Here is a 21,145-nt window from a genome sequence, read left to right on the forward strand (position 1 = left end):
CCCGCGCGGGGCCTGCGAGGGCTGGGCTCAGCCCTCGCAGTTGTTCGGCGGGTTGCCCGAGCCGACCTTGCAGAAGTCGAGGCCGGGGCCGCCGTCCACGACGTTGTTGTTCCTGCCCACCTGCAGGTAGTCGTTCCCGGCGCCGCCGGCCGCGATGCCGTTCAGCGTGCCGGGGATCCGGATGAAGTCGGCGTCGTCGCTGCCGTCGATGATCCCGTTCACGGTGACGCCCGACGACACGGTGATGCTGTCGCCGCCGGTGCCGCCGATCACGACACCGTTCATCGGGCCGGTGAGGATGATGGAGTCGGAGCCGCCGAGGCCGTGGACGACGCCCCCGGCCTCGACCCGGGAGCACACGATGTAGTCGGGCCCGGCCGTCCCGTTCACGGTGTCGCCGGGGACGGGCTTGCCGTTGACCGTGCACGAGGTCACGGCGTACGCCGGAGTGGCGGCCAGGGCGAGCGGGGCGAGGGCGAGTGAGGTGGCGCAGAGCGCGCGCACGACGTTGTGTCTGATCATGCGACGAGTCACTCACGGTGCCCTCGTGGTCGCAATTCGTCACCGGACGACGCTCTGCCGCTCGGGTCAGCCCGCCGCCCGAACGGCCGCCACCGCCTTCCGCGCCGCCACCAGGACCGGGTCCCACACCGGCGAGAACGGCGGCGCGTAGCCCAGGTCGAGGGCGACCATCTGCTCCACCGTCATGCCCGCCGTCAGCGCCACCGCCGCGATGTCGACCCGCTTCCCGGCGCCCTCGCGGCCCACGATCTGCACCCCGAGCAGCCGTCCGGTGCGCCGCTCCGCCAGCATCTTCACCGTCATCGGCGCCGCCCCCGGGTAGTAGCCCGCCCGGCTGGTCGACTCGATCGTCACCGTCACGTACCGCAGCCCGACGTCCCGGGCGTCCTTCTCGCGCAGCCCGGTCCGCGCGATCTCCAGGTCGCACACCTTCGACACCGCCGTCCCCACCACGCCCGGGAACGTCGCGTAGTCGCCGCCCACGTTGGAGCCGATCACCTGGCCGTGCTTGTTCGCGTGCGTACCGAGCGGCACATGCCGCTCCCGTCCCGACACCAGGTCGAGGACCTCCACGCAGTCCCCGCCCGCCCACACGTTCTCGTGGCCGCGCACCCGCATCGACAGGTCGGTCAGCAGACCGCCGTACGTGCCGATCGGCAGCCCCGCCGCCCGCGCCAGCGAGGTCTCCGGCACCACGCCCATGCCGAGCACCACCACGTCCGCCGGATACTCGTCACCCGACTCGGTGACCACCGCGCGCACCCGCCCGTCCGCGCCCCCGCGGACCTCCGCCACGGCAGCGGACCCGACCGTCGTGATGCCGAGCCCGTCCATCGCCTCGTGCACCAGGCGCCCCATGTCCGGATCGAGCGTCGCCATCGGCTGCTCGCTCCGGTTCAGGACCGTCACCTCGAAGCCGTGGCCGAGCAGCGCCTCCGCCATCTCCACGCCGATGTACCCGGCGCCGACCACCACGGCCCGCCGCCCCGGCGCCCGGCCCAGCGAGTCGAGCAGCGCCTGGCCGTCGTCCAGCGTCTGCACCCCGTGCACACCCGGCGCGTCGATCCCCGGCAGCGGCGGCCGCGACGGCCGCGCCCCCGTCGCGATCACCAGCTTGTCGAAGCCGGTCCAGCCCTCCGCGCCCGACTCCAGGTCCCGGGTCCGCACGCGCTGCCCGGGCAGGTCCAGCTCGGTCACCTCGGTCCGCATCCGCAGATCGATCTCCCGTGCCCGGTGCTCCTCGGGACTCCGGGCGATCAGCTCGTCCCGGGCCCCGACCCCGCCGCCGACCCAGTACGGGATCCCGCAGGCCGAGTACGAACTGAAGTGCCCCCGCTCGAAGGCGACGATCTCCAGCTCCCCGGGCTTCTTGAGCCTGCGCGCCTGCGACGCGGCGGACATGCCGGCCGCGTCACCACCGATGACCACCAGTCGTTCGCTCATGGAAGCCATCTTTCAGGGCTTCACGAGCTTCCGGGCGATTTCAGTCCTCCTGTTCGGCCACCGGTCCGGCCACCGGTCCGGCCGCCCGCTCGCCCTCGGGGGCCGTCTGCTGGGCCGGGACGCCCGCCGCGTTGACCGTCCAGGGGCGCGGCCGCGGCGCCGGCTGCGGACGGCGGCGCCGCAGCCGCGGGCGGACCAGCCACCGCCACAGCGCGTACGCAAGCGCCGCCACCGCCAGCCACGGCGCGAGCGCGGCGAGTACGACGAGGAGCCAGGCGGCCGCCGACACCAGGGCGTTCCAGCCGCCGGCCAGGGCGTCGAGGAAGCCGGGGCGGTCGCTGTCGTCGTCCGCCGGGGCGGACTCCGGCTCCGTGAGTTCGAGGGTGACGGTCGCCAGTGTCGTCTGGTCCTTCAGTGCCGCCTGCTGGGCGAGCAGCGCCTCCAGGTCGGCCTGACGGCGGCTCAGCTCGCCCTCCAGGGTGACCACGTCGGCCAGCTTCGTCGCCCGGTCCATCAGGGTCCGCACCCGCGCCACGCTCGCCCGCTGGGTGGCGATACGGCTGTCGACGTCCACGACCTGGTCGGTGACGTCCTTGGCGTTCGCCTTGCGGGACAGCAGCCTGCCCGCGCCCGCGAGTTCGGCGAGGACGGAGTCGTAACGCTCCTGCGGGACGCGCAGGACGATCCGGGAGACGACGTGCGTGTCGTCGACCCGCTCCGTCGACTCGTTCTCGACGTGCCCGCCCGCACGCGTGGCCACCTGCCGGGCCGCGGCCGTCGCCTTCGCCGCGTCCTTGACCTCGACGGACAGCTCGGCGGTGCGGATGACGTGCTGGGCGACCGCGGGAGTACGGGCCGGGGCCCGGCCCTTCGCCCCGCTCGCGCCCGCCGTGCCGGACCCGTCCGCCGTCCCGGACCCGTCCGCCGCCGCCTCGGGCCCTCCGTACGCCGGCTTCGCCGCGCTCATGTCCCGCTTGCCGTCGCCCGCCGCGTCCGCGCCGCCGTCCCCCGAGCCGCAGCCCGTCAGGACGAGCGACGCGGTCAGCAGCGCCGCCGCCACGGCCGCGCGCCTTCTCGCCGTACGCGTTCCTCGCATCCGTACCCCCCAAGGTGATGGTGTCGTGGTGCCGGTTGGACGTCCCGGCCACGGAGCGGGTTGCCGTTCCGCGATCGCGAAGCGGTCACGGTCCGGCCTCGGATCGGGAGCGCCGGGGCGATTTGAGAGAGTGGTCCCATGAACGGCCCCACGAACGCGAAGTCGCACACCGCACCCGGACCGGACGTCGTCGTCATCGGCGGCGGCATCGCGGGCCTCGCCGCCGCCCACCGCCTGGTCACGGCCGGCGCGCGGGTCACCCTCCTGGAGGGCGGCGAGCGGCTCGGCGGCAAGCTGCTCGCCGGGGAGATCGCGGGCGCCCCCGTCGACCTCGGCGCCGAGTCGCTGCTCGCCCGCCGCCCCGAGGCCGTCGCGCTCGCCGAACGGGTCGGCCTCGCCGACCGCCTCCAGGCCCCCGCCGCCACCACCGCCTCCGTGTGGTCGCGCGGCGAACTCGTCCCCATGCCCAAGGGCCACGTCATGGGCGTCCCCGGCGACGGTCACGCCGTCGAGGGCCTGCTGTCCGCCGAGGCCGTGGCGCGGATCGGCCGCGACCGGGACCTCCCGCCGACCGAGATCGGCGAGGACATCGCCATCGGCGCGTACGTGGCCGAGCGCATGGGCCACGAGGTGGTCGACCGGCTCGTGGAGCCCCTCCTCGGCGGGGTCTACGCGGGCGACGCCTACCGCATCTCGATGAAGGCCGCCGTGCCCGCGCTCTTCGCCGCCGCGCGCCGCGCGCCGACGCTCACCGAGGCCGTCCGCGCCGTGCAGCAGGCCGGCGCGGCCACGCCGGCCGATGTGGCCGGCGCCGCGACGGGGCTCGGCGGGGCCGTGTTCGCCGGCATCCGGGGCGGCGTCGGCACCCTGCCCGGTGCGGTCGCCGACGCGATCCGGGCCGCGGGCGGCACGATCCTGACCCGTACCCCGGTCACCGCACTGCACCGCACCGGCGCCACCGGCTGGCAGGTCGTGACCGCGGAGCGTACGTACGCGGCCGACGCCGTCGTCCTCGCCACCCCCGCCGGGCCCGCCGCCGCGCTGCTCGCCGGCCACGCGCCGGCCGCGGCCGCCGAGCTCGCCGCCGTCGAGTACGCCTCCATGGCCCTGGTCACCCTCGCCTTCCGCCGCAGCGACGTCCAGGGCGTCCCCGGCCCCGGCCTGCCCGGCTCGGGGTTCCTCGTCCCGCCCGTCGACGGCCACACCATCAAGGCGTCCACCTTCTCCAGTCAGAAGTGGCAGTGGGTGACCGACTCCGCCCCCGACCTCTTCGTGCTGCGCACCTCCGTCGGCCGGTACGGCGAGGAGGAGCAGGTGCACCGCGAGGACGCCGACCTCGTCGGCGTCTCGCTCAAGGACCTGGCCGCCGCCACCGGCCTCGCCGCCCGGCCCGTCGCCGCCACCGTGACCCGCTGGATCGACGGCCTGCCCCAGTACCCGGTCGGCCACCTCGCCCGGGTGGAGCGCGTCCGCGCCGCCGTCGCCGGGCTGCCCGGCCTCGCCCTCGCGGGCGCCGCGTACGGGGGCGTGGGCATCCCCGCGTGCATCGCCTCGGGCGACCGCGCCGCCGACGAGATCATCGCCACGTCGAAAACCACCCACCCCGGTGCAGGGCACTCTTCGTGACGGGCGAGAATAGGCGTATGAGTGCGCCCGAAAAGATCCCGAACGCCGGTAAGAAGGCGAAGGACCTCAACGAGGTCATCCGCTACACCCTGTGGTCCGTCTTCAAGCTGCGCGACAATCTGCCCGAGGACCGGGCCGGCTACGCCGACGAGGTCCAGGAGCTCTTCGACCAGCTCGCCGCCAAGGACATCACGATCCGCGGCACGTACGACCTGTCCGGTCTGCGCGCCGACGCCGACGTCATGATCTGGTGGCACGCCGAGACCAGCGACGAGCTCCAGGAGGCGTACAACCTCTTCCGCCGCACCCGCCTGGGCCGCGCCCTGGAGCCGGTCTGGTCGAACATGGCGCTGCACCGCCCCGCCGAGTTCAACAAGTCGCACATTCCGGCCTTCCTGGCCGACGAGACCCCGCGCGACTACGTCTCGGTCTACCCGTTCGTGCGCTCCTACGACTGGTACCTGCTGCCGGACGAGGACCGCCGCCGGATGCTCGCCGACCACGGCAAGATGGCCCGCGGCTTCCCGGACGTGCGCGCCAACACGGTCGCCTCCTTCTCGCTCGGCGACTACGAGTGGATCCTCGCCTTCGAGGCCGACGAGCTGTACCGCATCGTCGACCTCATGCGTCACCTGCGGGCCTCCGAGGCGCGGATGCACGTCCGCGAGGAGGTCCCGTTCTACACCGGCCGCCGCAAGAGCGTCGCCGACCTGGTGGCGGGCCTGGCCTGACGGCCCCCCGGCACCACCGACCCGGTCACCGCCCGGCGCCCAGCCGGGCGGTGATCCCTTGACCCGGAAGATCAGACGGCCGGCGGAGCTCCGCCTGCCGCTCCAGCGACACCGGGTCCGGCTCCGGGTGCGGCGCGCACGAAGCGCGCCGCACCGGCGTCATCTCCTCCGCGCCTCCCGCCGCGCCTTCCGGGCTTCCGGGGCTTCCCGGGTCTCCCGCGCTCATGGTCACGTCCGGTACGGCTCCGGTGAGCAGATAGCGCTCCAGATAGGCGTTCACGCAGGCGTTCGGGCCGCCCCCGATGCCGTGCGTTCCCGCGCCCCGCTCGGTCACGAGCGCCGCGCCCCCCAGCCTCCGCTGCAGCTCCAGGGCCCCCGCGTACGGCGCGGCCGCGTCCCGCTCGGCCGCCAGGATCAGCACCGGCGGCAGCACGCTCGGTCCGGTGCGCACGTCCAGCGGCTTCTGGCTCGGTGCCGTCCAGTACGCGCAGGGCAGGTTCGCCCACACGTTGTCCCAGGTCTCGAACGGCGCGAGCGCCGCGAGCCGGGTGTTGTCCCGGTCCCACACCGCGAAGTCGTGCGGCCAGGGCGCGTCGTTGCACTCCACCGCCGTGTAGACGGCGCCCGCGTTCCCCGGATCGCCGGCCTCCGCCGCCCCGCTGCGCGGCGCCTCGGCCGGCCCGGCCTGGGCGATCAGCGGCTTCGCGTCGCCCTTCAGGTACGCCCCGAGCGCGCCCGCCCGCGCCGCCCAGAACCGGTCGTCGTACAGCGCCTGGAGCATCGCGCCGTGCAGCTGCCCCGGTCCGACCTTGCCGCCCGCCGGGGCGGCGGCCAGCTCGGCGCGTACCTTCTCGTAGTTCTCCGCGACCTCGGTGGCCGTCGTGCCCAGCCCGTACACCTTGTCGTGCTTCGCCGCCCACGCACGGAAGTCGGCCCAGCGGCGCTCGAACGCCGCCGACTGGTCGAGGTTGTTGACGTACCAGACCCGCGTCGGCGCCGGGTTCACGGGCGCGTCGAAGACCATCCGGCGCACCCGGTGCGGGAACAGCGTGGCGTAGAGGGCGCCGAAGTACGCGCCGTAGGACGCGCCCATGAACGTCAGCCGCCGCTCGCCGAGCGCCGCCCGCAGCACCTCCAGGTCACGGGCGTTGTTGAGCGAGTGGTAGTGCCGCAGCGCCGCGCCCGTGCGGCGGGCGCAGCCCTGCGCGTAGGTGCGGGCGCGGGCGATGCGCTCCTTCTTGAAGACCTCCGAGGGCACGGTCGGCGCGAGCGTCGGCCCCTGGGTGCGGTCGGCCGGGTCCTGGCAGGAGACGGGCGCGGACCGGCCGACGCCGCGCGGCGCGTAACCGACCAGGTCGTACGCGGCGGAGATCCGCTTCCAGGCGGGCAGCCCGGCCGCGAGCGGGAAGTACGTCGACGAGGCGCCCGGCCCGCCCGGGTTGTAGACCAGCGCGCCCTGCCGCCCGGACGCCGGTCCCGACGCCTTCACCCGGCTCACGGTGAGCGGGATCTGGGCGCCCTTCGGGGCGGCGTAGTCGAGCGGCACCCGGAAGGTGCCGCACTCCACCGGCGCGGGCAGCTTCTCCACCGCCGGGCACGGCCCGAACCGGATCCCCCCGGCCGCGGCGGCCCGCGCGGCGACCGCGACGCCGCGGCTCTCGGCAGGCGGGGCGTCGGCGGCGCCGGCGCGGGGGAGTGCGACGGCGGTGGGGGCGAGGAGAGCGGACAGCAACAGCGCGACGGACCTCATCTGCGCATCCCCTTCTCGGTGCCGTGGAGCGTCCCGGTGCCGTGGAGCGCGGTGGCACGGACGACAAAGACGACAAGAGGGGACCGCGGGGCGCCGCGCTTGTAAAGGATCTACGCCAGGTGTCGGCTGTCATGTACCCGAAAGGCGGCACGGAGCTCGGGTTCGAGCACCTGCGTGCCGCGCCGGGCCAGCGCCGTCAGAGGATCGGCCGGGGAGAGCGCGGCGAGCAGCCGGCGGCCGGCCGGGGAGGCCCAGCAGCCGAGGCCGGGGTCGTCGGTGCGGGCGATGACCAGGCACAGCCCGACCGCCACGAGCGGCAGCGAGAACCAGGCGAGGACCGGGGTGCGCTCGCCCGCCGGCACGAGCAGCACGGCCGCCGTCCCCAGGGCGAGCGTCAGCAGGAACGCGCCCCGCAGCGCCCGGACACCCGCCGCCGAGGTGCGCCGCACCGGCTCCGGCAGCGCGAGCCCGCGCGCCACCAGGCCGTCGCCCAGCGCCCGTACGCACTCCGTCTCCGCGGCCAGCGGCCGTACCGCCGGGATCGGCGACTGACCCGCGGGCCCGATCGCGCCGAGCACGGCCCGCTCGAGCTCGTCCCGCCCGGCGCCCGGGTCCACGGCGGTCGCCCAGCCGGTGTGGGCGAGCAGCACGGCCCGCGAGCGGTGCAGACCGACCAGCGTGAGATCGACGACCCGCAGCGGCCCGCCCGCCAGGTACGCCGCCTCCGGCACCGTGAGCCCGGCGCCGTCCGCGCGGCGCCGCTCGGCCGTGTCGACGGCGATGGCGTCGCGGCACACCCGCGCACACGCGAGGGCGGACACCACGAAGGCGACGAGGAGGAGGGGGACCCAGACCATGCCCTGGTTGTACGGGACGGGGACCGGGGCCGCCACCGGAATACCGGGCCCGGCTCGGCTCACATCGAGGACGACGAGCAGGAACTGCTGCTGGAGGAACAGGAGCTGGACGACGACGAGCACGAACTCGACGAGGAGGAGCAGGAGCTCGACGAGGAGGAGCACGAACTCGACGACGAGGAACAGGAACTCGACGACGAGGAACAGGAACTCCCTCCCGAGCACGAGCCTCCGCCGGAGCACGAACTCCCGCCGCTCCCGCACGAGCTGCCGCCACCGCACCCGCCCCCACCGCCCCCGGCCGCCGCCGCGCACCACATCACCGGCAGGAACGCGTCGTCGTTCGAGGAGTGGTGGGAGGAGTGACGGGAGGACGAACCGTGGGCGGAGGCGGAGTGCGACGAGCGCGCAGGGGACATCGGCCGCGCCCGCACCCGGGTACGGGCCGCCATGACCAGGTGCGCCCGCAGCAGCGGGTCCGGCAGCGCGCCGAGCCCGTGGAGCGCGACGAGCAGGCCCGGCTCGGCGACGTGCGCGAGCTCCCGCCCGTACGACGCGAGCGCGGCCCGCCCCGCCGGCGTGACCCGGCCCGAGGCCGCCACGCCGCACGCCACCGCCGTGAGGGGCACGCCGAGCAGCGCGGGCGCCACCTTCACCACGAACGGCACGGAATCGTCCGTGTCCATCAGCGCCGCCACGGTCAGGAACAGCACGACCGGAACCGACAGGAGCACCGCCCCACCCAGCGCCCAGCTCCAGACCAGCACGGACCGGCGGGCCCGGGGCGTCATGATCAGCCCCCGGGCCGCGAGCCCGTCGCCGATCTCCTGCACCGCCGGGTGCCGCATCACGTCGAGCCGCAGCGGCGCGAGCGCGCCCTGCCCGGCCACGTGCGTGCCGAGCACGGCCCGCTCCACCGGGTCGTGCGCCCGGGCGTCCGAGCGGGTCAGCCACACGATCCCCGGGTCGCTCACGTTGAGCCGCCCGTCCCCGTGCAGCGAGGCGAGCGCCGAGTCGACGACCCGGGCCGGCCCGCCGTTCAGGAACGCGGCCTCGTACCGGTCGTGCACCGCCCCGCCGGACCCGCGCCGGGCCCGGTGCAGCAGGACCAGCAGCAGCGCGATGGCGCCCGCGCCGAGCACGTCGTAGATGATCGCGAGCACGTTCACTGCGCCGCCACCCCCGTCCTGCCCAGCGCGGTGCGCATCCGGTGCGCGAGCCGCGCCACCGGCCCCGGCGGCCGGATGCCCGCCCGGTCGCGCCACCACGCGGTGAGCCGCCGGTGCGCCTCCGGGTCCTCGGGGCGCCCGGCGACGAGCAGCGCCTCGACGAAGTCGAGGGCGTCGTGCCGGTAGCCGTCCGTCATGGGCCGGGTCCGGGCGTACGAGAGGAAGGCCGGCCGGTAGCCGGCGCCGAGGATCTCGGGCAGCTCGGGCGCCACCTTGGCCACGACGTCCGCGCGCTTGGCCGCGAGCGCCCGGCTCTGCACCCCGAGCCGCCGCACGTCGAAACCCTCGGGCGCGGGCGTCCCGGCGACCAGGGCGGAGAGCAACGCGGCCTGCGCGAGGCCGAGGCGCTGCCGGGCGCGGTCGGTGGCGGTGCCGGCGGTGTCGCGGGTGTTGCGGGTGCCGGCGGTGTGGGCCGTGTGGCGGGTGTTGCCGGTGTCGGCCGTGTTGCCCATGCCGGCCGTGTGGGCCGTGTCGCGGGTGTTGCCGGTGTCGGCCGTGTTGCCCATGCGGGCGGTGTGGGCCGTGTCGCCCGTGTTGCCCGAGTCGGCCCTGTCGCTCCTGTCCGCCGTGTCGGCCGAGTCGGCCGCGTCGGCCCTGTCGGCCCTGTCGGCCGCGTCCGTCGCGTCGGCCGTACGGGACTGGGTCATGGGAGCGGTCCATGGGGTGGCGAGCGGCATCGCGCCGCCCGAGGCCCGGGCGCCCGCGCCGATCAGCAGCGGGCGGCGCGAGGCGGCCGCCAGGCCCGCCTCCACCGTCGTACGGATCGCGGTGAGCTCGGCGGCGAGTTCCCGCGGCTCCGGGAAGTGGTCGTCGCGTTCGAGGAGCACGCCCGGCGGGGAGACCCGTGAGGCCAGGTCCGCCAGGATGTCCAGGACGGGCCGGGGCACCGGGTGGGCGTGGGTGTCGTGCCAGACCCCGTCCCGTTCCAGACCGCCCGCCACGTGCACGTACGCGATCGCCTCGACCGGCAGCGAGGACAGCGCCTCCGCGGGGTCCTCGCCCCGGTTGACGTGGTTGGTGTGCAGGTTCGCCACGTCGATCAGGAGCCGCACCCCCGTGCGCTCCACCAGCTCGGTCAGGAACTGGCCCTCCGTCAGCTCCTCGCCGGGCCAGGAGACGAGCGCGGCGATGTTCTCCAGGGCCAGCGGCACCGGCAGCGCGTCCTGCGCGGTCCGTATGTTCTCGCACAGCACGTCGAGCGCGTCCCAGGTGCGCGGCACCGGCAGCAGATGCCCGGCCTCCAGCTGCGGCGTCGCGGTCAGCGGCCCCCCGGCCCTGACGAACGCGACGTGCTCCGTCACCAGCGGCGCGCCGAGCACCTCGGCCTTCCGCGCGAGCGCCGCGAGCCGCCCCGCGTCCGGCCGGTCGGCCCCGCCGAGCCCCAGCGACACCCCGTGCGGCACGACGGTCACCCCGCGCGCCCGCAGCCGCTCCAGCGAGTCCGGCAGATGATCGGCGCACAGGTTCTCGGCGACGACCTCCACCCAGTCGACCCCCGGCAGCGCCTCCACCGCCTCGGCGATCTCCGGCCGCCAGCCGATGCCGACACCGAGCGCGCCGGAATTCTTCAGGTCCCCCATGTCCCCCTCCTTCGGTCCCTGAGCTGATGGCCCGGAAGGGGCGGTTCGAATCCGCCGGAGGGAACGTTCAGAGGTTGATTTGAGGTTGGGAACCGCTGGTGACGGCCTGCCGCGGCCTGCTGAACCGCTCATCTCGCGCGGAAGCCCAGCGCCGGGAACTCCGACACCACCGTGCACGAGCCTGGCGCGATCTCGGTGAACCCGGCGTCCCTGACGACCGGAAGCCCGCCCGACGTCAGCCGCGCCCAGCGCTCCGGGTCGGCCGTGCGCACGGAGAGCGGGAAACCGGCCTCGCGCCAGCTCTTGCGGTCGGCGTCGGAGAGCTCCCACCACAGCAGCTGGGCACCGTGCCCGGCCTGCGCCATCGTCTTGCCGGCGGACATGTCCAGCTCCGGGTTGAGCCACAGCACGGCCCCGCCCTCCGGTACCGGCCCCGGCGCGGCCGGGTCGTCCAGGTCGGTGCCCGACACCTGGAGGCGGGCCAGCTCCTTGGGCCAGCCGTCCAGCGGGACCGGCGGGAAGACCCGTACCTCCGTGCCCTGCGCACTCGCGACCGTGATGCCCGGCAGCGCCTCCGCCCGGCGCCACTCCGCGCCGCGCGCCCGGCGCACCACCTTGCGGATACGGGCGTCCTGCCAGTCCGTCATCGCCTGCGCCCACTCGCCGTCGCCGAGCGAACGCTCGTCGGCGAGGATCGTGAGGACCGCGCGGGCGGCCGTCTCCAGGGCGTCGGTACGGGCCGGGGGCTCGGCGCGCTCGATGCGGACGACGAGGGGGAGGACGAACTGAGGCTTCTCGTCGCGGTGGTCGCGGTGGTCGTTGCTGCTCACCCGGCAAGTCTGCCACCGCGCTTCCCGCCGTCGAGCACGCGTTCCGAACACACGTTTCTTGTAGGAATGAGTGCTTCCGGGACAGGATGCCGCCATGAAGAGTGATCTTTTCGCCAGTGAGCACCTCGCCGAGGCCGCGACGTATCCGGGGATGACCCTCCAGAACGCCAAGTCGGTCAAGTACACCGTCAACGGGGAGATGCACGCCCGACAGGGCTCGATGATCGCCTTCCGGGGGAACCTCCAGTTCGAGCACAAGAGCCAGGGCCTGGGCGGCCTGCTCAAGCGGGCGGTCACCGGGGAGGGCCTGGCGCTGATGGCCGTGCGCGGCCAGGGCGAGGCGTGGTTCGCCCACGAGGCGCAGAACTGTTTCATCGTGGAGGTCGAGCAGGGCGACGCCCTGACCGTGAACGGCCGCAACGTGCTCTGCTTCGACGCCACGCTGCACTACGAGATCAGGACGGTGAAGGGTGCCGGCATGACCGGCGGCGGCCTGTTCAACAGCGTCTTCACCGGCTACGGCAAGATCGCCCTGATGTGCGAGGGCAACCCGATCGTCATCCCCGTCACCCCCGAGGCCCCGGTGTACGTGGACACCGACGCGGTCGTCGGCTGGAGCGAGCAGCTGCACACCTCGCTGCACCGCTCGCAGTCCTTCGGCTCGATGATCCGCGGCGGCTCGGGCGAGGCGATCCAGCTGAAGCTGGAGGGTCAGGGCTTCGTCATCGTGCGCCCGAGCGAGGCGGTCCCGCAGAAGGTCGCCAACTAGGCCGACCAAGGGGGCGAGCTGACTGGGCGACGAGCCGACGCGGTGAGGAGCCGACGCGGTGACGAGCTGACCGGGCGACGAGCTGACGGGGTGACGGGGTGAGGTTCGAGGACGTCGGGCGTCGCTATGGGGCGCGCGGGCCCTGGGTGCTGCGCGAGGTGGGGTTCGCCCTGCCCGCCGGCACTCTGGCCCGGTTCACCGGCACCAACGGCTCCGGCAAGTCGACGCTGCTGCGGCTCGTCGCGGGCATCGACGCGCCGAGCGCGGGTCGCGTCACCGGCCGTCCGGCCCGCACCGCGTACGTCCCCGAGCGCTTCCCCGCCGCCCTGCCGCTCACCGCGGCCGGCTACCTGATCCACCTCGGCCGGATCCAGGGCCTCGGCGGCGCGGTGGCCCGGGCGAGGGCGGGGGCGTGGCTGGAACGCTTCGGCGCCGCCGCGTACCGGGACACCCCGTTCGGCGAACTCTCCAAGGGCACCAGCCAGAAGGTGGCCGTCGCCCAGGCCCTGCTTGCCGAGCCCGGTCTGCTCGTCCTCGACGAGGCGTGGACCGGTCTCGACACCGCCGCCCGCGCCGAACTCGACCGCGCGGTGCGCGAACGGGTCGCGGCGGGCGGCCGGGTCGTCTTCGTCGACCACGACCCGCGACGGCTGGCGGGGGAGGCGGACGCGGTGTACGCGGTGGCGGCGGGCCGGGTGACGCGGGCGGAGTCGTCCCCAGCCCCGCGCGCCCGTACGCGCATCACCGCGTCGGGCGGCACGGAGCTCCCGGCGGACCTGCGAGCCGTACGGACCGAGGGCCGTGTCGTCACCCTCACCGTCGAGGCGGACCGCTCCGACGCCGTCCTGCGCGCCCTGCTCGACGCGGGCTGGCACATCGACCACCTCGGCACCGAAGGCGTACGGGTGTGACCGCGCTCCTCCGTTACCAGGCGGCCCTCCTCCTGCGCTCCCAGCGCTGGCTCGCCCCCTTCCTCCTCTACGCGGCCTACGTCGGCGTCGGCGTCCGCCCCGGCGAACCCCTGCCCGGTTCGCTGGGCTACGCGGCGACGGCCCTGGTCCCGGTGGCCGCCTGGGCGGTACGCATCTGTCTCGACCAGGAGCCGCCCGCCGCCCGTACGGTCGTCGCCGCGGCCGCCGGCCCGGCCCGCGCCCACCTGGCGGCGATCGTCACCGCCACCACGGCCGTCCTCCTCGTCGCCTGGGTCACCGTCCTCGCCGTCACCGCCATCAGCAACCCCCACCCGGGCGGGGCCGTCGCGGGCCTGCTCGCCGCGACCGCCTGCACCCTCACGGGCGCGACCGTCGGCGCCCTCACCACCCGCCCCCTCGTCCCCTCCCGCGGCTGGTCCCTCAGCGCCCTCCTCCTCGGCTCCCTCCTGGCCCTGGTCACCCCGGGCTCCCCGGCCAAGTCAGCCCTCACCACCCTCTTCACCGCCTCCCACGCCACAGCGCCCCTCTCCCTCCCCTGGCCGGCCGTCGCCACAGCCCTGGCACTCATGACAGCGGCGACGGCCGCGGCCTGCCGGCTCACGGCCCGCTCGGGCTGACCCGGCACCGAACCGGCACGGAACCAGCACTGACCCAGCACTGACCCAGCACCGAACCGGCACCGAACCAGCGCGGGACCACCACCTGCGCGACCGGGCGAGCGTGCCGTACCGTTGGCTCGCTCTTCACTGTTTCCTTACGTCCCCTGGTCCGTACGTCCGCACGGGAGCCACCGCCTCATGACCACACCCCCCACGCCCACCGTCTCCGTGGTCATCCCGGTCTACAACGCGATGCCGTACCTGGAGCAGACGCTCGCCTCGGTCGCGCGGCAGAGCATCGGGGCGGACGCCGTCGAGATCGTCGCCGTGGACGACGGCAGCACGGACGGGGGCGGGGAGTTCCTGGACGCGTGGGCGGAGCGTTATGCCGGGGCGATGACGGTGATTCACCAGGAGGCGTCCGGCGGGCCGAGCCGGCCGCGGAACGTCGGGCTCGACCACGCCACCGGGACGTACGTCTTCTTCCTGGACGGGGACGACTGCCTCGGGCCGCAGGCGCTGGAGCGCCTGGTGGCGATGGCCGAGAAGAACGGCGCGGACACCGTGCTCGCCAAGCTCGTCGGAGCCGGCCGGGCCATCTCACCGACGGCCAGGGACGTCTTCGCGAAGAACGTCGACCGCGCCGACCCGGCGGTCGTGTACTGGACGCTGATGCCGTTCAAGCTGTTCCGCCGCGCGATGATCGAGGCGCACGGACTGCGCTTCCCCGAGCACATGCGGATCAGCGAGGACCAGCACTTCGTCGCCCGCGCCTATCTGCACAGCTCGGTGATATCCGTCGTCGGCGACTACGACTGCTACTACCTCGTGGGCCGCCAGGACCAGGGCAACATCACCCACGGCGGCCTCGACTACGCGACGATGGTGGCGCAGGCGGACGAGCTGGTCGACATCGTCGAGGAGCTCACCGAACCCGGCGAGCTGCGCGACCGGCTGATCACCCGGCACGTCAAGGTCGAGCTGCTGCGCCGCTTCGACCGCCGCTTCCTGAACGACTCCGAGGCCGAACGCAAGACGGTCGCCGAACTCGCCCGCCCGCACGCCGAACGCTGGGTGACCCCGGGCGTCCTCGCCCGCCTCGACGTGTCCGAGCGGCTGCGCGTCCACTGCATCAAGGAGGGCCTGCTCGACGAGCTGGCGGCCGTCGTGGAGTGGGACCTGGCGGGCCGGCCCGGCAAGACGGTCGTCCGCGACGGGCGCCTGTACGCGGCGGCGCCGTACACCGGGGCGCCGGAGTTGTGCGACGTCACCGACGAGGCCCTCGGCGCCAGCCCGCGCCGCCGCGTCGACGAGCTGAGCTGGGAGGGGAACGTCGTCGAACTCGCCGGCTACGCCTACCTCGACCAGATCGACACCGACGAGCTGACCATCGAGACCGTGCTGCGCCACCGCGACAGCGGGCGTGAGACGGTGCTCCCGGTGACGTACGAGACGACCCCGCACCTCACGGTGAGCCGCGGCCGAGAGACGTACGACTACGGGCGCGCCGGATTCCGGATCCGAATCGACGTCGCCACCCTTGCCGAGGGTGCCTGGGACATCAGTCTGCGCTGCTCGGCCCGTGACCTCACCGCCGAAGGACGGCTCGGCGGCCCGCTCGCCCCGGACATCCCCCGCCGTATTGAACGCCGTACGCTCCCCCTCGGCCCCGAGGGCAGCCGCCCGTACGACGTGAGCCTCGGTCCCGAAGGCCCTCAGCTGACTCTCCGTCTGAAGCAGCAGCCGGCCCCGCCGGCGCCGCCGGTCCCGCCCTCGTTCCTCACCCGGGTCAAGCGCAAGCTCCGCCGTCTGGCACGCTGAGAACGGCTTCACTCTGGTGGCGGCCAACCTCAGGCCGGTGCTGGCGCATCTGAATCTTCCCAGGCGTTCCGCTTTCCGGAAGAGACAGACAGTTGACGACAATCGCCACCCCTGTTCCGAAGGTAGGGCCGAGAGGGCCCCGTGAACTCCTCCTGCGGGAGTTGAGCCGCTGTTCCCCGACCAGTGGCGAGATCCTTGTGTCAGTCGTGACCGCGCTGGGCTTCACCGTGTGGGGCTTGAGCGTCGACCACAGTCCGATCACCCGGGTCGGCCAGATCAGCGGCCTGTCGGACCTCCAGCTCCGGTTCGCCTGCATCGCCTTGATCGTGCTGGCGGTGGTCGGCTGGGCGAACGTCCGTGGCACCGTGCGCGTACGGAGTCTCACGACGCGGCTCGCCGCGGCGGCCGTCGCCGGTCTGTCCACCGGTTTCCTCGGCGCGGGGCAGGTCTTCGCGCTGCGTGGCACGCCCTGGGTACTCAACGGGCCCTACGGCGACAACAACCGCATCATCGGCTGGGGCGAGGAGGTGCTGCACAACGGTGCGATGGACGCCTTCTACCCGCCGGCCGTGCCGTACACCCTCGGGTATCTGGCCAAGCTGGGCTTCTTCGGCGGTGAGCCGGCGCTTGCCATCAAGTGGGTGTTCATCGCCTTCGTGGCGCTGACCGGGCCCGCGGCGTATCTCTTCTGGCGGATGTGTCTGAGGCCGCTGCCCGCCCTCGCCGTCGGCCTGCTGCCCGCGCTTCAGCAGACGCTGCCGCACAAGCCGTACAGCCCCTTCGTCCTCGTCCTGCTCCTGCCGCTGATCGCGAAGCTGCTGATGTGGCTGCGCGCCTCGCCGGCCTTCAGCGCGCGCGGCACCGTGCTGCGCGGCGGCTTCCTCGGGCTGCTGTTCGGGCTGCTGTTCCTCGTCTACTCGGGCTGGCACCTGTGGTCGCTGCCCGGGGTGCTCGTCGCCGTCCTCTTCTTCTATCCGTGGCGTACGGGCCGTACGGGTCGGCTGCGCGGCCTGCTCTTCCTCGGCAGCTCGCTGCTCGGCTTCCTGCTGGTGGCAGGCGTGTACCTGCGGGTGCTGCTCGGCGCGACCGGCACCCGTGACCAGTGGTGCTCGGGCTACACGCTCACCGAACCCGCGTACATCGGCACCACCCCGCTGACCAGCCTGGCCTGGGACGAGCCGGGCGAGTACCCGGGCGTTGGCGAGTTCTCCGGACTGCACGTGTACGCGGTCGTCGTGCTCATCGGCCTCGGCATCGCCGTGGCGCTCGGCCTGCGCAAGGCGATCGTGGTCGCGCCGCTCGCCTGCTTCGGCAGCGCGTGGCTGATCCGCTTCTATCTGGCCGGCCGCATGGAGGCCGACCAGCAGGTGCAGCTCTTCCCCCGCACCATGATCCAGATCCAGGTCACCCTCACCGCACTCACCGTCCTCGCCTGCGTCGTGGCGGCCCAGCGGCTCGTCCCGCTGCTGAAGCGGCTCCGCGAAGGGCAGGGGGAGGGGACGGGGCAGCGGCAGCAGCGCTTCACGGCGGTGGGCGTGCTGCTCGCCATGGCCCTTGCGGGCGGCATGATCGGCTCGTTCTTCACCAACCAGTACCTGCCGACCCACCCCGACGAGAAGCTCGCGGGCACCCTGGCCTGGCGCGCCCACCAGTTCACCAAGCCGGACGGCCACTGCCCGAAGTACGCCGACCGCGGCACGTGCAAGCCGTTCCCGGCGCGGACGTTCGTGGAGCAGCCGGTCGAGGTGAAGCACATGAACTGCGAGTACCCCTGGCGCAAGGTCCGCCGCGACGGCTCGATCATGGTGAAGCTGCTGAGCCGGCCCTGACGGCGTTGCGCCCTACGGGAGCGCTAACGGCTCATCAGCTCCGACACCTTCACGAAGCGGTAGCCCTTCGCCCGCAGCTCCGGCACGATCCGGCGGACCGCCTGCTCGGTGACCGGGGCCGCGCTGCGGGTGCAGTGCATGACGACCAGCGAGCCCGGCTTCACCCCCGAGAGCACCTGCTCGGCGACGGCGTCGGCGTCCTTGGCGAAGGCGTCGCCGCTGACGACGTCCCACTGGATGGCGGTGACGCCGAGCGGGGCGAGGGCGCGGAGTGCCTCGTCGTCGTAACAGCCGCCGGGGAAGCGGAAGTACGGGACGACGTTGGTGGCGCCGGCGTCGCGGAAGGCGTCGAAGGCGCGCTGGACGTCGGAGGCCATGTCGGGCCCGGCGACGGTCGGCAGGCCGTAGCAGGGGCTCGCGAAGGCGTAGTGGCTGAAGGAGTGGTTGGCGATCTCGAAGCGCGGATCGTTGCCGATCGACTTCGCCTCGTCCGGGTACTCCTCGGCCCAGCGCCCCGTCATGAACACGGTCGAGTCCACCTTGAGCCGGCGCAGGGTCGCGATCAGCTCCGGGTTGTCGAAGTGCTCGCCCCGGGCCGCCCGCGGCCCCTGGTCGGCCGTCATGTCCGCGTCGAAGGTGAGCGCGACGACCTTCTCCGTGCTCTTGGCCCGGTGCGTGTAGACGGGCGTGAGCCCGCCGGCCGCCGGCGGGAGCGTGGGCGGCACCTTGCGGACGGGCGCGGCGGGGTGGTCGGGAGCGGGCGCCGCGGCCTTGGTGCCGGGGGACGCCGCCGTGGGGCGCGAGGGCGGCGCGGCATGCGCGGGGTGCGCGGGGGAGTCGGCCGCGCCCCCGCCGCAGCCGACGAGTACGGCGCCCAGAAGAGCCAGCGCCGACAGCTTTCGTGCAGAAATGGTCACCTACGGAAATTAACCGATCATTCGGTGAGCAGGCGCCTCCGGCACTCCGCCATGTCGAAGTCCCCCTTCGGATACTGCGGGTCCAGTTCCTCCAGATGCTCCAGGAGCAGCCTGCTGATCGCCCAGTTGCGGTACCACTTGCGGTCCGCCGGGACCAGGTACCACGGTGTGCGGTCGGTGGCGCAGCGCTCCATCGCGACCTCGTACGCCTTCTGGTAGGCCGGCCAGAGGGCGCGGTCGTCGATGTCGCCGGGGCTGAACTTCCAGTGCTTGGCGGGGTTGTCGAGGCGGGCGAGGAGGCGGGCGCGCTGTTCCTCGTAGGAGATGTGCAGGAAGACCTTGACGAGGGTGACGCCGTTGTCGACGAGGGACTTCTCGAAGCCGGCGATGTCGGCATAGCGGTCGTCGATCTCCGCCGGCGGGGCCAGGGCGCGGACGCGGGCGACGAGGACGTCCTCGTAGTGGGAGCGGTCGAAGATGCCGATCTCGCCGGGGTGGGGGAGGGCCTGGGTGACGCGCCAGAGGAAGGGGTGGGCGCTTTCCTCCGGGGTGGGGGCCTTGAAGGCGTGGACGCGGCAGCCGGCGGGGTTGAAGTGGCTGATGACGTGCTTGAGCGTGCCGCCCTTGCCGCTGGTGTCCATGCCCTGGAGGACGAGGAGGAGGCGCCGCCGGTCGCCGGCGGTGCTCGCCGCGTAGAGGCGTTCCTGGAGTTCGGCGAGGCGCGGGGCGAGGGCGGCGGTGGCAGTGCGGCCGGCCCTCTTGTCGGCGGGGCCGACCGGGGTCGCGGAGGCGTCGTACGAGGAGAGGTCGATCCGCTCGCCCACCGGCAGCCTCAGTACGGCACCCGGCCTCTTCGTCTCCGCCCTCGACCCCGCCCTCGTCTCTGCCCCCTCTGCCTCCGACTCTGCCCTCGACTCCGCCTTCGACTCCGCGCTCGTCTTCCTCTTCGGCACTCGTCCGTCCATCCTTCCTTCCGGCGGCCCGCCTCCTACCGATCCTGCGCGTCCAGCGCCGGTGCCACCACCCCGAACGCCCGGTCGAGCAGCTCCAGCGGGTCCTCCGCCGCCTCGCTGTCGCTCCACCGCTCGAGCGCCGTGTGGAAGGCGACCAGCGCCGTGCCGGCGGCGAGCCGCGGGTACAGGTCGGCCACCGGGTCCACGTCCCGGCGCCGGGCCAGCTCCGCCGCGAGCGCTTCGCGCCACTCCGCCTGCCGCTCCAGCAGGCGGGCGAGGAGGGCCGGGGTGCGGAGGACCAGCTGGACCACGCGCAGCGCGCGGGCCGCGTGGTCGGGGTGCTCGTCGGTGCAGGCGGCGAGCGGCACGGCGACGGCGTGGCGGAGCGAGACGGAGGCCGGCTCGCCGGCCGGCCGGGCGGCGAGCGCCGAGGCGATGTCGGTGCCCATGCCGGACAGGAACTGGACGACCACGTCCTCCTTGGACGCGAAGTAGCGGAAGAAGGTCCGCTTCGACACCCCGGCGGCGGCCGCGATCTCGTCCACCGTGACCCCGTCGAAGCCCCTCAGGGCGAGGAGCTGGAGGGCGGACTCGGTGAGTTCGGTGGCGACGAGCTGGCGTTTGCGTGCGGCGAGGCTCATGCCGCCCATCGTAGTCCGAGAAGTGGCACCGAATGAAAAACTTGACACCGAGTGACACCAGAGGCAGCGTGTGTCACATGGATACGCAGCTGGACACCCAGAAGTGGAACGCCGACCACATCCCCGACCTCAGTGGACGCGTCTTCGTCGTCACCGGCGCCAACAGCGGCCTCGGCCTCGCCACCACCCGCGCCCTCGCCCGCCACGGCGCCCATGTCGTCCTCGCCGTCCGCGACGAGCGCAAGGGCCGCGACGCCGCGCTCGACATCGCCGGCCGCGTGCCGGGCGCCCGCCTCGACGTGCGGCGGGTCGACCTGGCCGACCTCGCCTCCGTACGGGAGTTCGCCGCGAAGCTCCGCGCGGACCACCGGCACCTCGACGTGCTGGTCAACAACGCGGGCGTGATGGCGCCGCCGCGCACCCTCAGCGCCCAGGGCCACGAGCTCCAGTTCGCCGCCAACCACCTGGGTCACTTCGCCCTCACCGGGCTGCTGCTCGACCGCCTGGCCGCCGGGCGCGAGCCCCGGGTCGTCACGGTCAGCTCGCTCCAGCACCGCAAGGGGACCATCCACTTCGACGACATCGACGGTGAGCGCGGCTACTCGCCCATGGGCTTCTACAACCAGTCCAAGCTCGCCAACGCCGTCTTCGGCCACGAGCTGCACCGCCGCCTGACCGCCGCCGGCAGCCCCGTGCGCAGCGTCCTCGCTCACCCCGGCTACACCGCCACCAACCTCCAGAACGACACCCCGGTGGCCCTCGTACGGCTCGTCTTCGGCCGGATCCTCGGGCCGCTGCTCGCCCAGTCGCCCGAGACCGGCGCCCTGCCGCAGCTCTACGCGGCGACCGCGCCCGGCGTCGAGGGGGGCGCGTTCGTCGGGCCGGACGGACCCGGTGAGCTGCGCGGCGCGCCCAAGCGGGTCGCGCTCGCGCCGACGGCGACCGATCAGGAGACCGGTCGCCGTCTGTGGGAGTTGTCGGAGCGCCTCACCGAGGTGCGCTACGGGCTGGGCTGAGCCC

The 21,145-nt window shown here is 73.8% G+C and carries 19 protein-coding genes; 8 read left to right on the top strand and 11 right to left on the bottom strand.

All coding sequences use genetic code 11. The annotated features are described in order from the left end of the window. Positions 1–27 precede the first annotated feature (27 nt). The 3 genes from ACIRSU_RS30985 to ACIRSU_RS30995 all read right to left on the bottom strand — a co-directional run bounded on the left by ACIRSU_RS30985 (position 28) and on the right by ACIRSU_RS30995 (position 3,061). Positions 28–522 carry a hypothetical protein gene (locus ACIRSU_RS30985; protein ID WP_403799125.1) on the bottom strand — a complete coding sequence of 165 codons (495 nt, stop codon included), beginning with the start codon at positions 520–522 and terminating at the stop codon, positions 28–30. A gap of 66 nt (positions 523–588) precedes the next feature. Beyond that, the gene (locus ACIRSU_RS30990; RefSeq protein ID WP_403799128.1) at positions 589–1,965 is read right to left on the bottom strand and encodes an FAD-dependent oxidoreductase; all 1,377 of its coding nucleotides are present in this window, start codon (positions 1,963–1,965) and stop codon (positions 589–591) included. Positions 1,966–2,005: 40 nt separating this feature from the next. Further along, positions 2,006–3,061 carry a DUF4349 domain-containing protein gene (locus ACIRSU_RS30995; RefSeq protein WP_403799130.1) on the bottom strand — a complete coding sequence of 352 codons (1,056 nt, stop codon included), beginning with the start codon at positions 3,059–3,061 and terminating at the stop codon, positions 2,006–2,008. 138 nt (positions 3,062–3,199) lie between these two features. Between ACIRSU_RS30995 and hemG the strand changes: the two genes are divergently transcribed. Both hemG and hemQ read left to right on the top strand, forming a co-directional pair. Then, positions 3,200–4,687: a protoporphyrinogen oxidase gene (gene hemG / locus ACIRSU_RS31000; RefSeq protein WP_403799133.1), complete on the top strand. Its 1,488-nt coding sequence runs from the start codon at positions 3,200–3,202 to the stop codon at positions 4,685–4,687. Between the two features lie 17 nt (positions 4,688–4,704). Beyond that, positions 4,705–5,418 (top strand): hydrogen peroxide-dependent heme synthase, encoded by a 714-nt coding sequence (hemQ, locus tag ACIRSU_RS31005; protein WP_403799135.1) that lies wholly within the window; start codon positions 4,705–4,707, stop codon positions 5,416–5,418. Between the two features lie 25 nt (positions 5,419–5,443). Here the strand turns inward: hemQ and ACIRSU_RS31010 are convergent, their stop codons facing one another. From ACIRSU_RS31010 to ACIRSU_RS31030, 5 genes are all read right to left on the bottom strand, one after another. Continuing rightward, positions 5,444–7,168: an alpha/beta hydrolase gene (locus ACIRSU_RS31010; RefSeq protein ID WP_403799138.1), complete on the bottom strand. Its 1,725-nt coding sequence runs from the start codon at positions 7,166–7,168 to the stop codon at positions 5,444–5,446. A 110-nt stretch (positions 7,169–7,278) separates the two neighbouring features. Next, positions 7,279–8,025 (bottom strand): TIGR04222 domain-containing membrane protein, encoded by a 747-nt coding sequence (locus tag ACIRSU_RS31015; RefSeq protein ID WP_403799311.1) that lies wholly within the window; start codon positions 8,023–8,025, stop codon positions 7,279–7,281. Positions 8,026–8,084: 59 nt separating this feature from the next. Further along, positions 8,085–9,194, bottom strand: coding sequence for a TIGR04222 domain-containing membrane protein (locus ACIRSU_RS31020; protein ID WP_403799139.1), 1,110 nt, complete (start codon positions 9,192–9,194; stop codon positions 8,085–8,087). Beyond that, complete coding sequence (locus ACIRSU_RS31025) at positions 9,191–10,834, bottom strand: DUF692 domain-containing protein (protein WP_403799141.1); 1,644 nt, start codon at positions 10,832–10,834, stop codon at positions 9,191–9,193. The genes ACIRSU_RS31020 and ACIRSU_RS31025 overlap by 4 nt, the downstream gene beginning before the upstream one ends. Before the next feature lie 128 nt (positions 10,835–10,962). After that, the gene (locus tag ACIRSU_RS31030; protein ID WP_403799144.1) at positions 10,963–11,664 is read right to left on the bottom strand and encodes an aminoacyl-tRNA hydrolase; all 702 of its coding nucleotides are present in this window, start codon (positions 11,662–11,664) and stop codon (positions 10,963–10,965) included. Between the two features lie 94 nt (positions 11,665–11,758). Here ACIRSU_RS31030 and ACIRSU_RS31035 point away from each other — a divergent pair, with 94 nt between their 5' ends. From ACIRSU_RS31035 to ACIRSU_RS31055, 5 genes are all read left to right on the top strand, one after another. Next, positions 11,759–12,433 (top strand): AIM24 family protein, encoded by a 675-nt coding sequence (locus tag ACIRSU_RS31035; protein WP_403799147.1) that lies wholly within the window; start codon positions 11,759–11,761, stop codon positions 12,431–12,433. A 98-nt stretch (positions 12,434–12,531) separates the two neighbouring features. After that, positions 12,532–13,344, top strand: coding sequence for an ATP-binding cassette domain-containing protein (locus ACIRSU_RS31040; RefSeq protein WP_403799149.1), 813 nt, complete (start codon positions 12,532–12,534; stop codon positions 13,342–13,344). Further along, positions 13,341–13,982, top strand: coding sequence for an ABC transporter (locus ACIRSU_RS31045; protein WP_403799152.1), 642 nt, complete (start codon positions 13,341–13,343; stop codon positions 13,980–13,982). Before ACIRSU_RS31040 ends, ACIRSU_RS31045 begins: the two co-directional genes overlap by 4 nt. Positions 13,983–14,162: 180 nt before the next feature. Further along, entirely contained in the window at positions 14,163–15,785 is a 1,623-nt protein-coding gene (locus ACIRSU_RS31050; RefSeq protein WP_403799155.1) for a glycosyltransferase family 2 protein, read from the top strand. Positions 15,786–16,021: 236 nt separating this feature from the next. After that, positions 16,022–17,614: a hypothetical protein gene (locus ACIRSU_RS31055; protein ID WP_403799156.1), complete on the top strand. Its 1,593-nt coding sequence runs from the start codon at positions 16,022–16,024 to the stop codon at positions 17,612–17,614. Positions 17,615–17,637: 23 nt separating this feature from the next. Here the strand turns inward: ACIRSU_RS31055 and ACIRSU_RS31060 are convergent, their stop codons facing one another. The 3 genes from ACIRSU_RS31060 to ACIRSU_RS31070 are packed head-to-tail and all read right to left on the bottom strand — an operon-like array spanning position 17,638 to position 20,125. Continuing rightward, positions 17,638–18,531 (bottom strand): polysaccharide deacetylase family protein, encoded by an 894-nt coding sequence (locus tag ACIRSU_RS31060; RefSeq protein ID WP_403799158.1) that lies wholly within the window; start codon positions 18,529–18,531, stop codon positions 17,638–17,640. Positions 18,532–18,548: 17 nt separating this feature from the next. Next, positions 18,549–19,496: a PPK2 family polyphosphate kinase gene (locus ACIRSU_RS31065; RefSeq protein ID WP_403799161.1), complete on the bottom strand. Its 948-nt coding sequence runs from the start codon at positions 19,494–19,496 to the stop codon at positions 18,549–18,551. A 23-nt stretch (positions 19,497–19,519) separates the two neighbouring features. Continuing rightward, positions 19,520–20,125 carry a TetR family transcriptional regulator gene (locus tag ACIRSU_RS31070; RefSeq protein WP_403799163.1) on the bottom strand — a complete coding sequence of 202 codons (606 nt, stop codon included), beginning with the start codon at positions 20,123–20,125 and terminating at the stop codon, positions 19,520–19,522. A 77-nt stretch (positions 20,126–20,202) separates the two neighbouring features. On the opposite strand from ACIRSU_RS31070, the gene ACIRSU_RS31075 reads away from it, so the two are divergent. Beyond that, positions 20,203–21,141, top strand: coding sequence for an oxidoreductase (locus tag ACIRSU_RS31075; protein ID WP_403799166.1), 939 nt, complete (start codon positions 20,203–20,205; stop codon positions 21,139–21,141). Positions 21,142–21,145: the final 4 nt, after the last annotated feature.

It is taken from the genome of Streptomyces sp. NPDC101160, assembly GCF_044768205.1.
Taxonomy (GTDB): domain Bacteria; phylum Actinomycetota; class Actinomycetes; order Streptomycetales; family Streptomycetaceae; genus Streptomyces.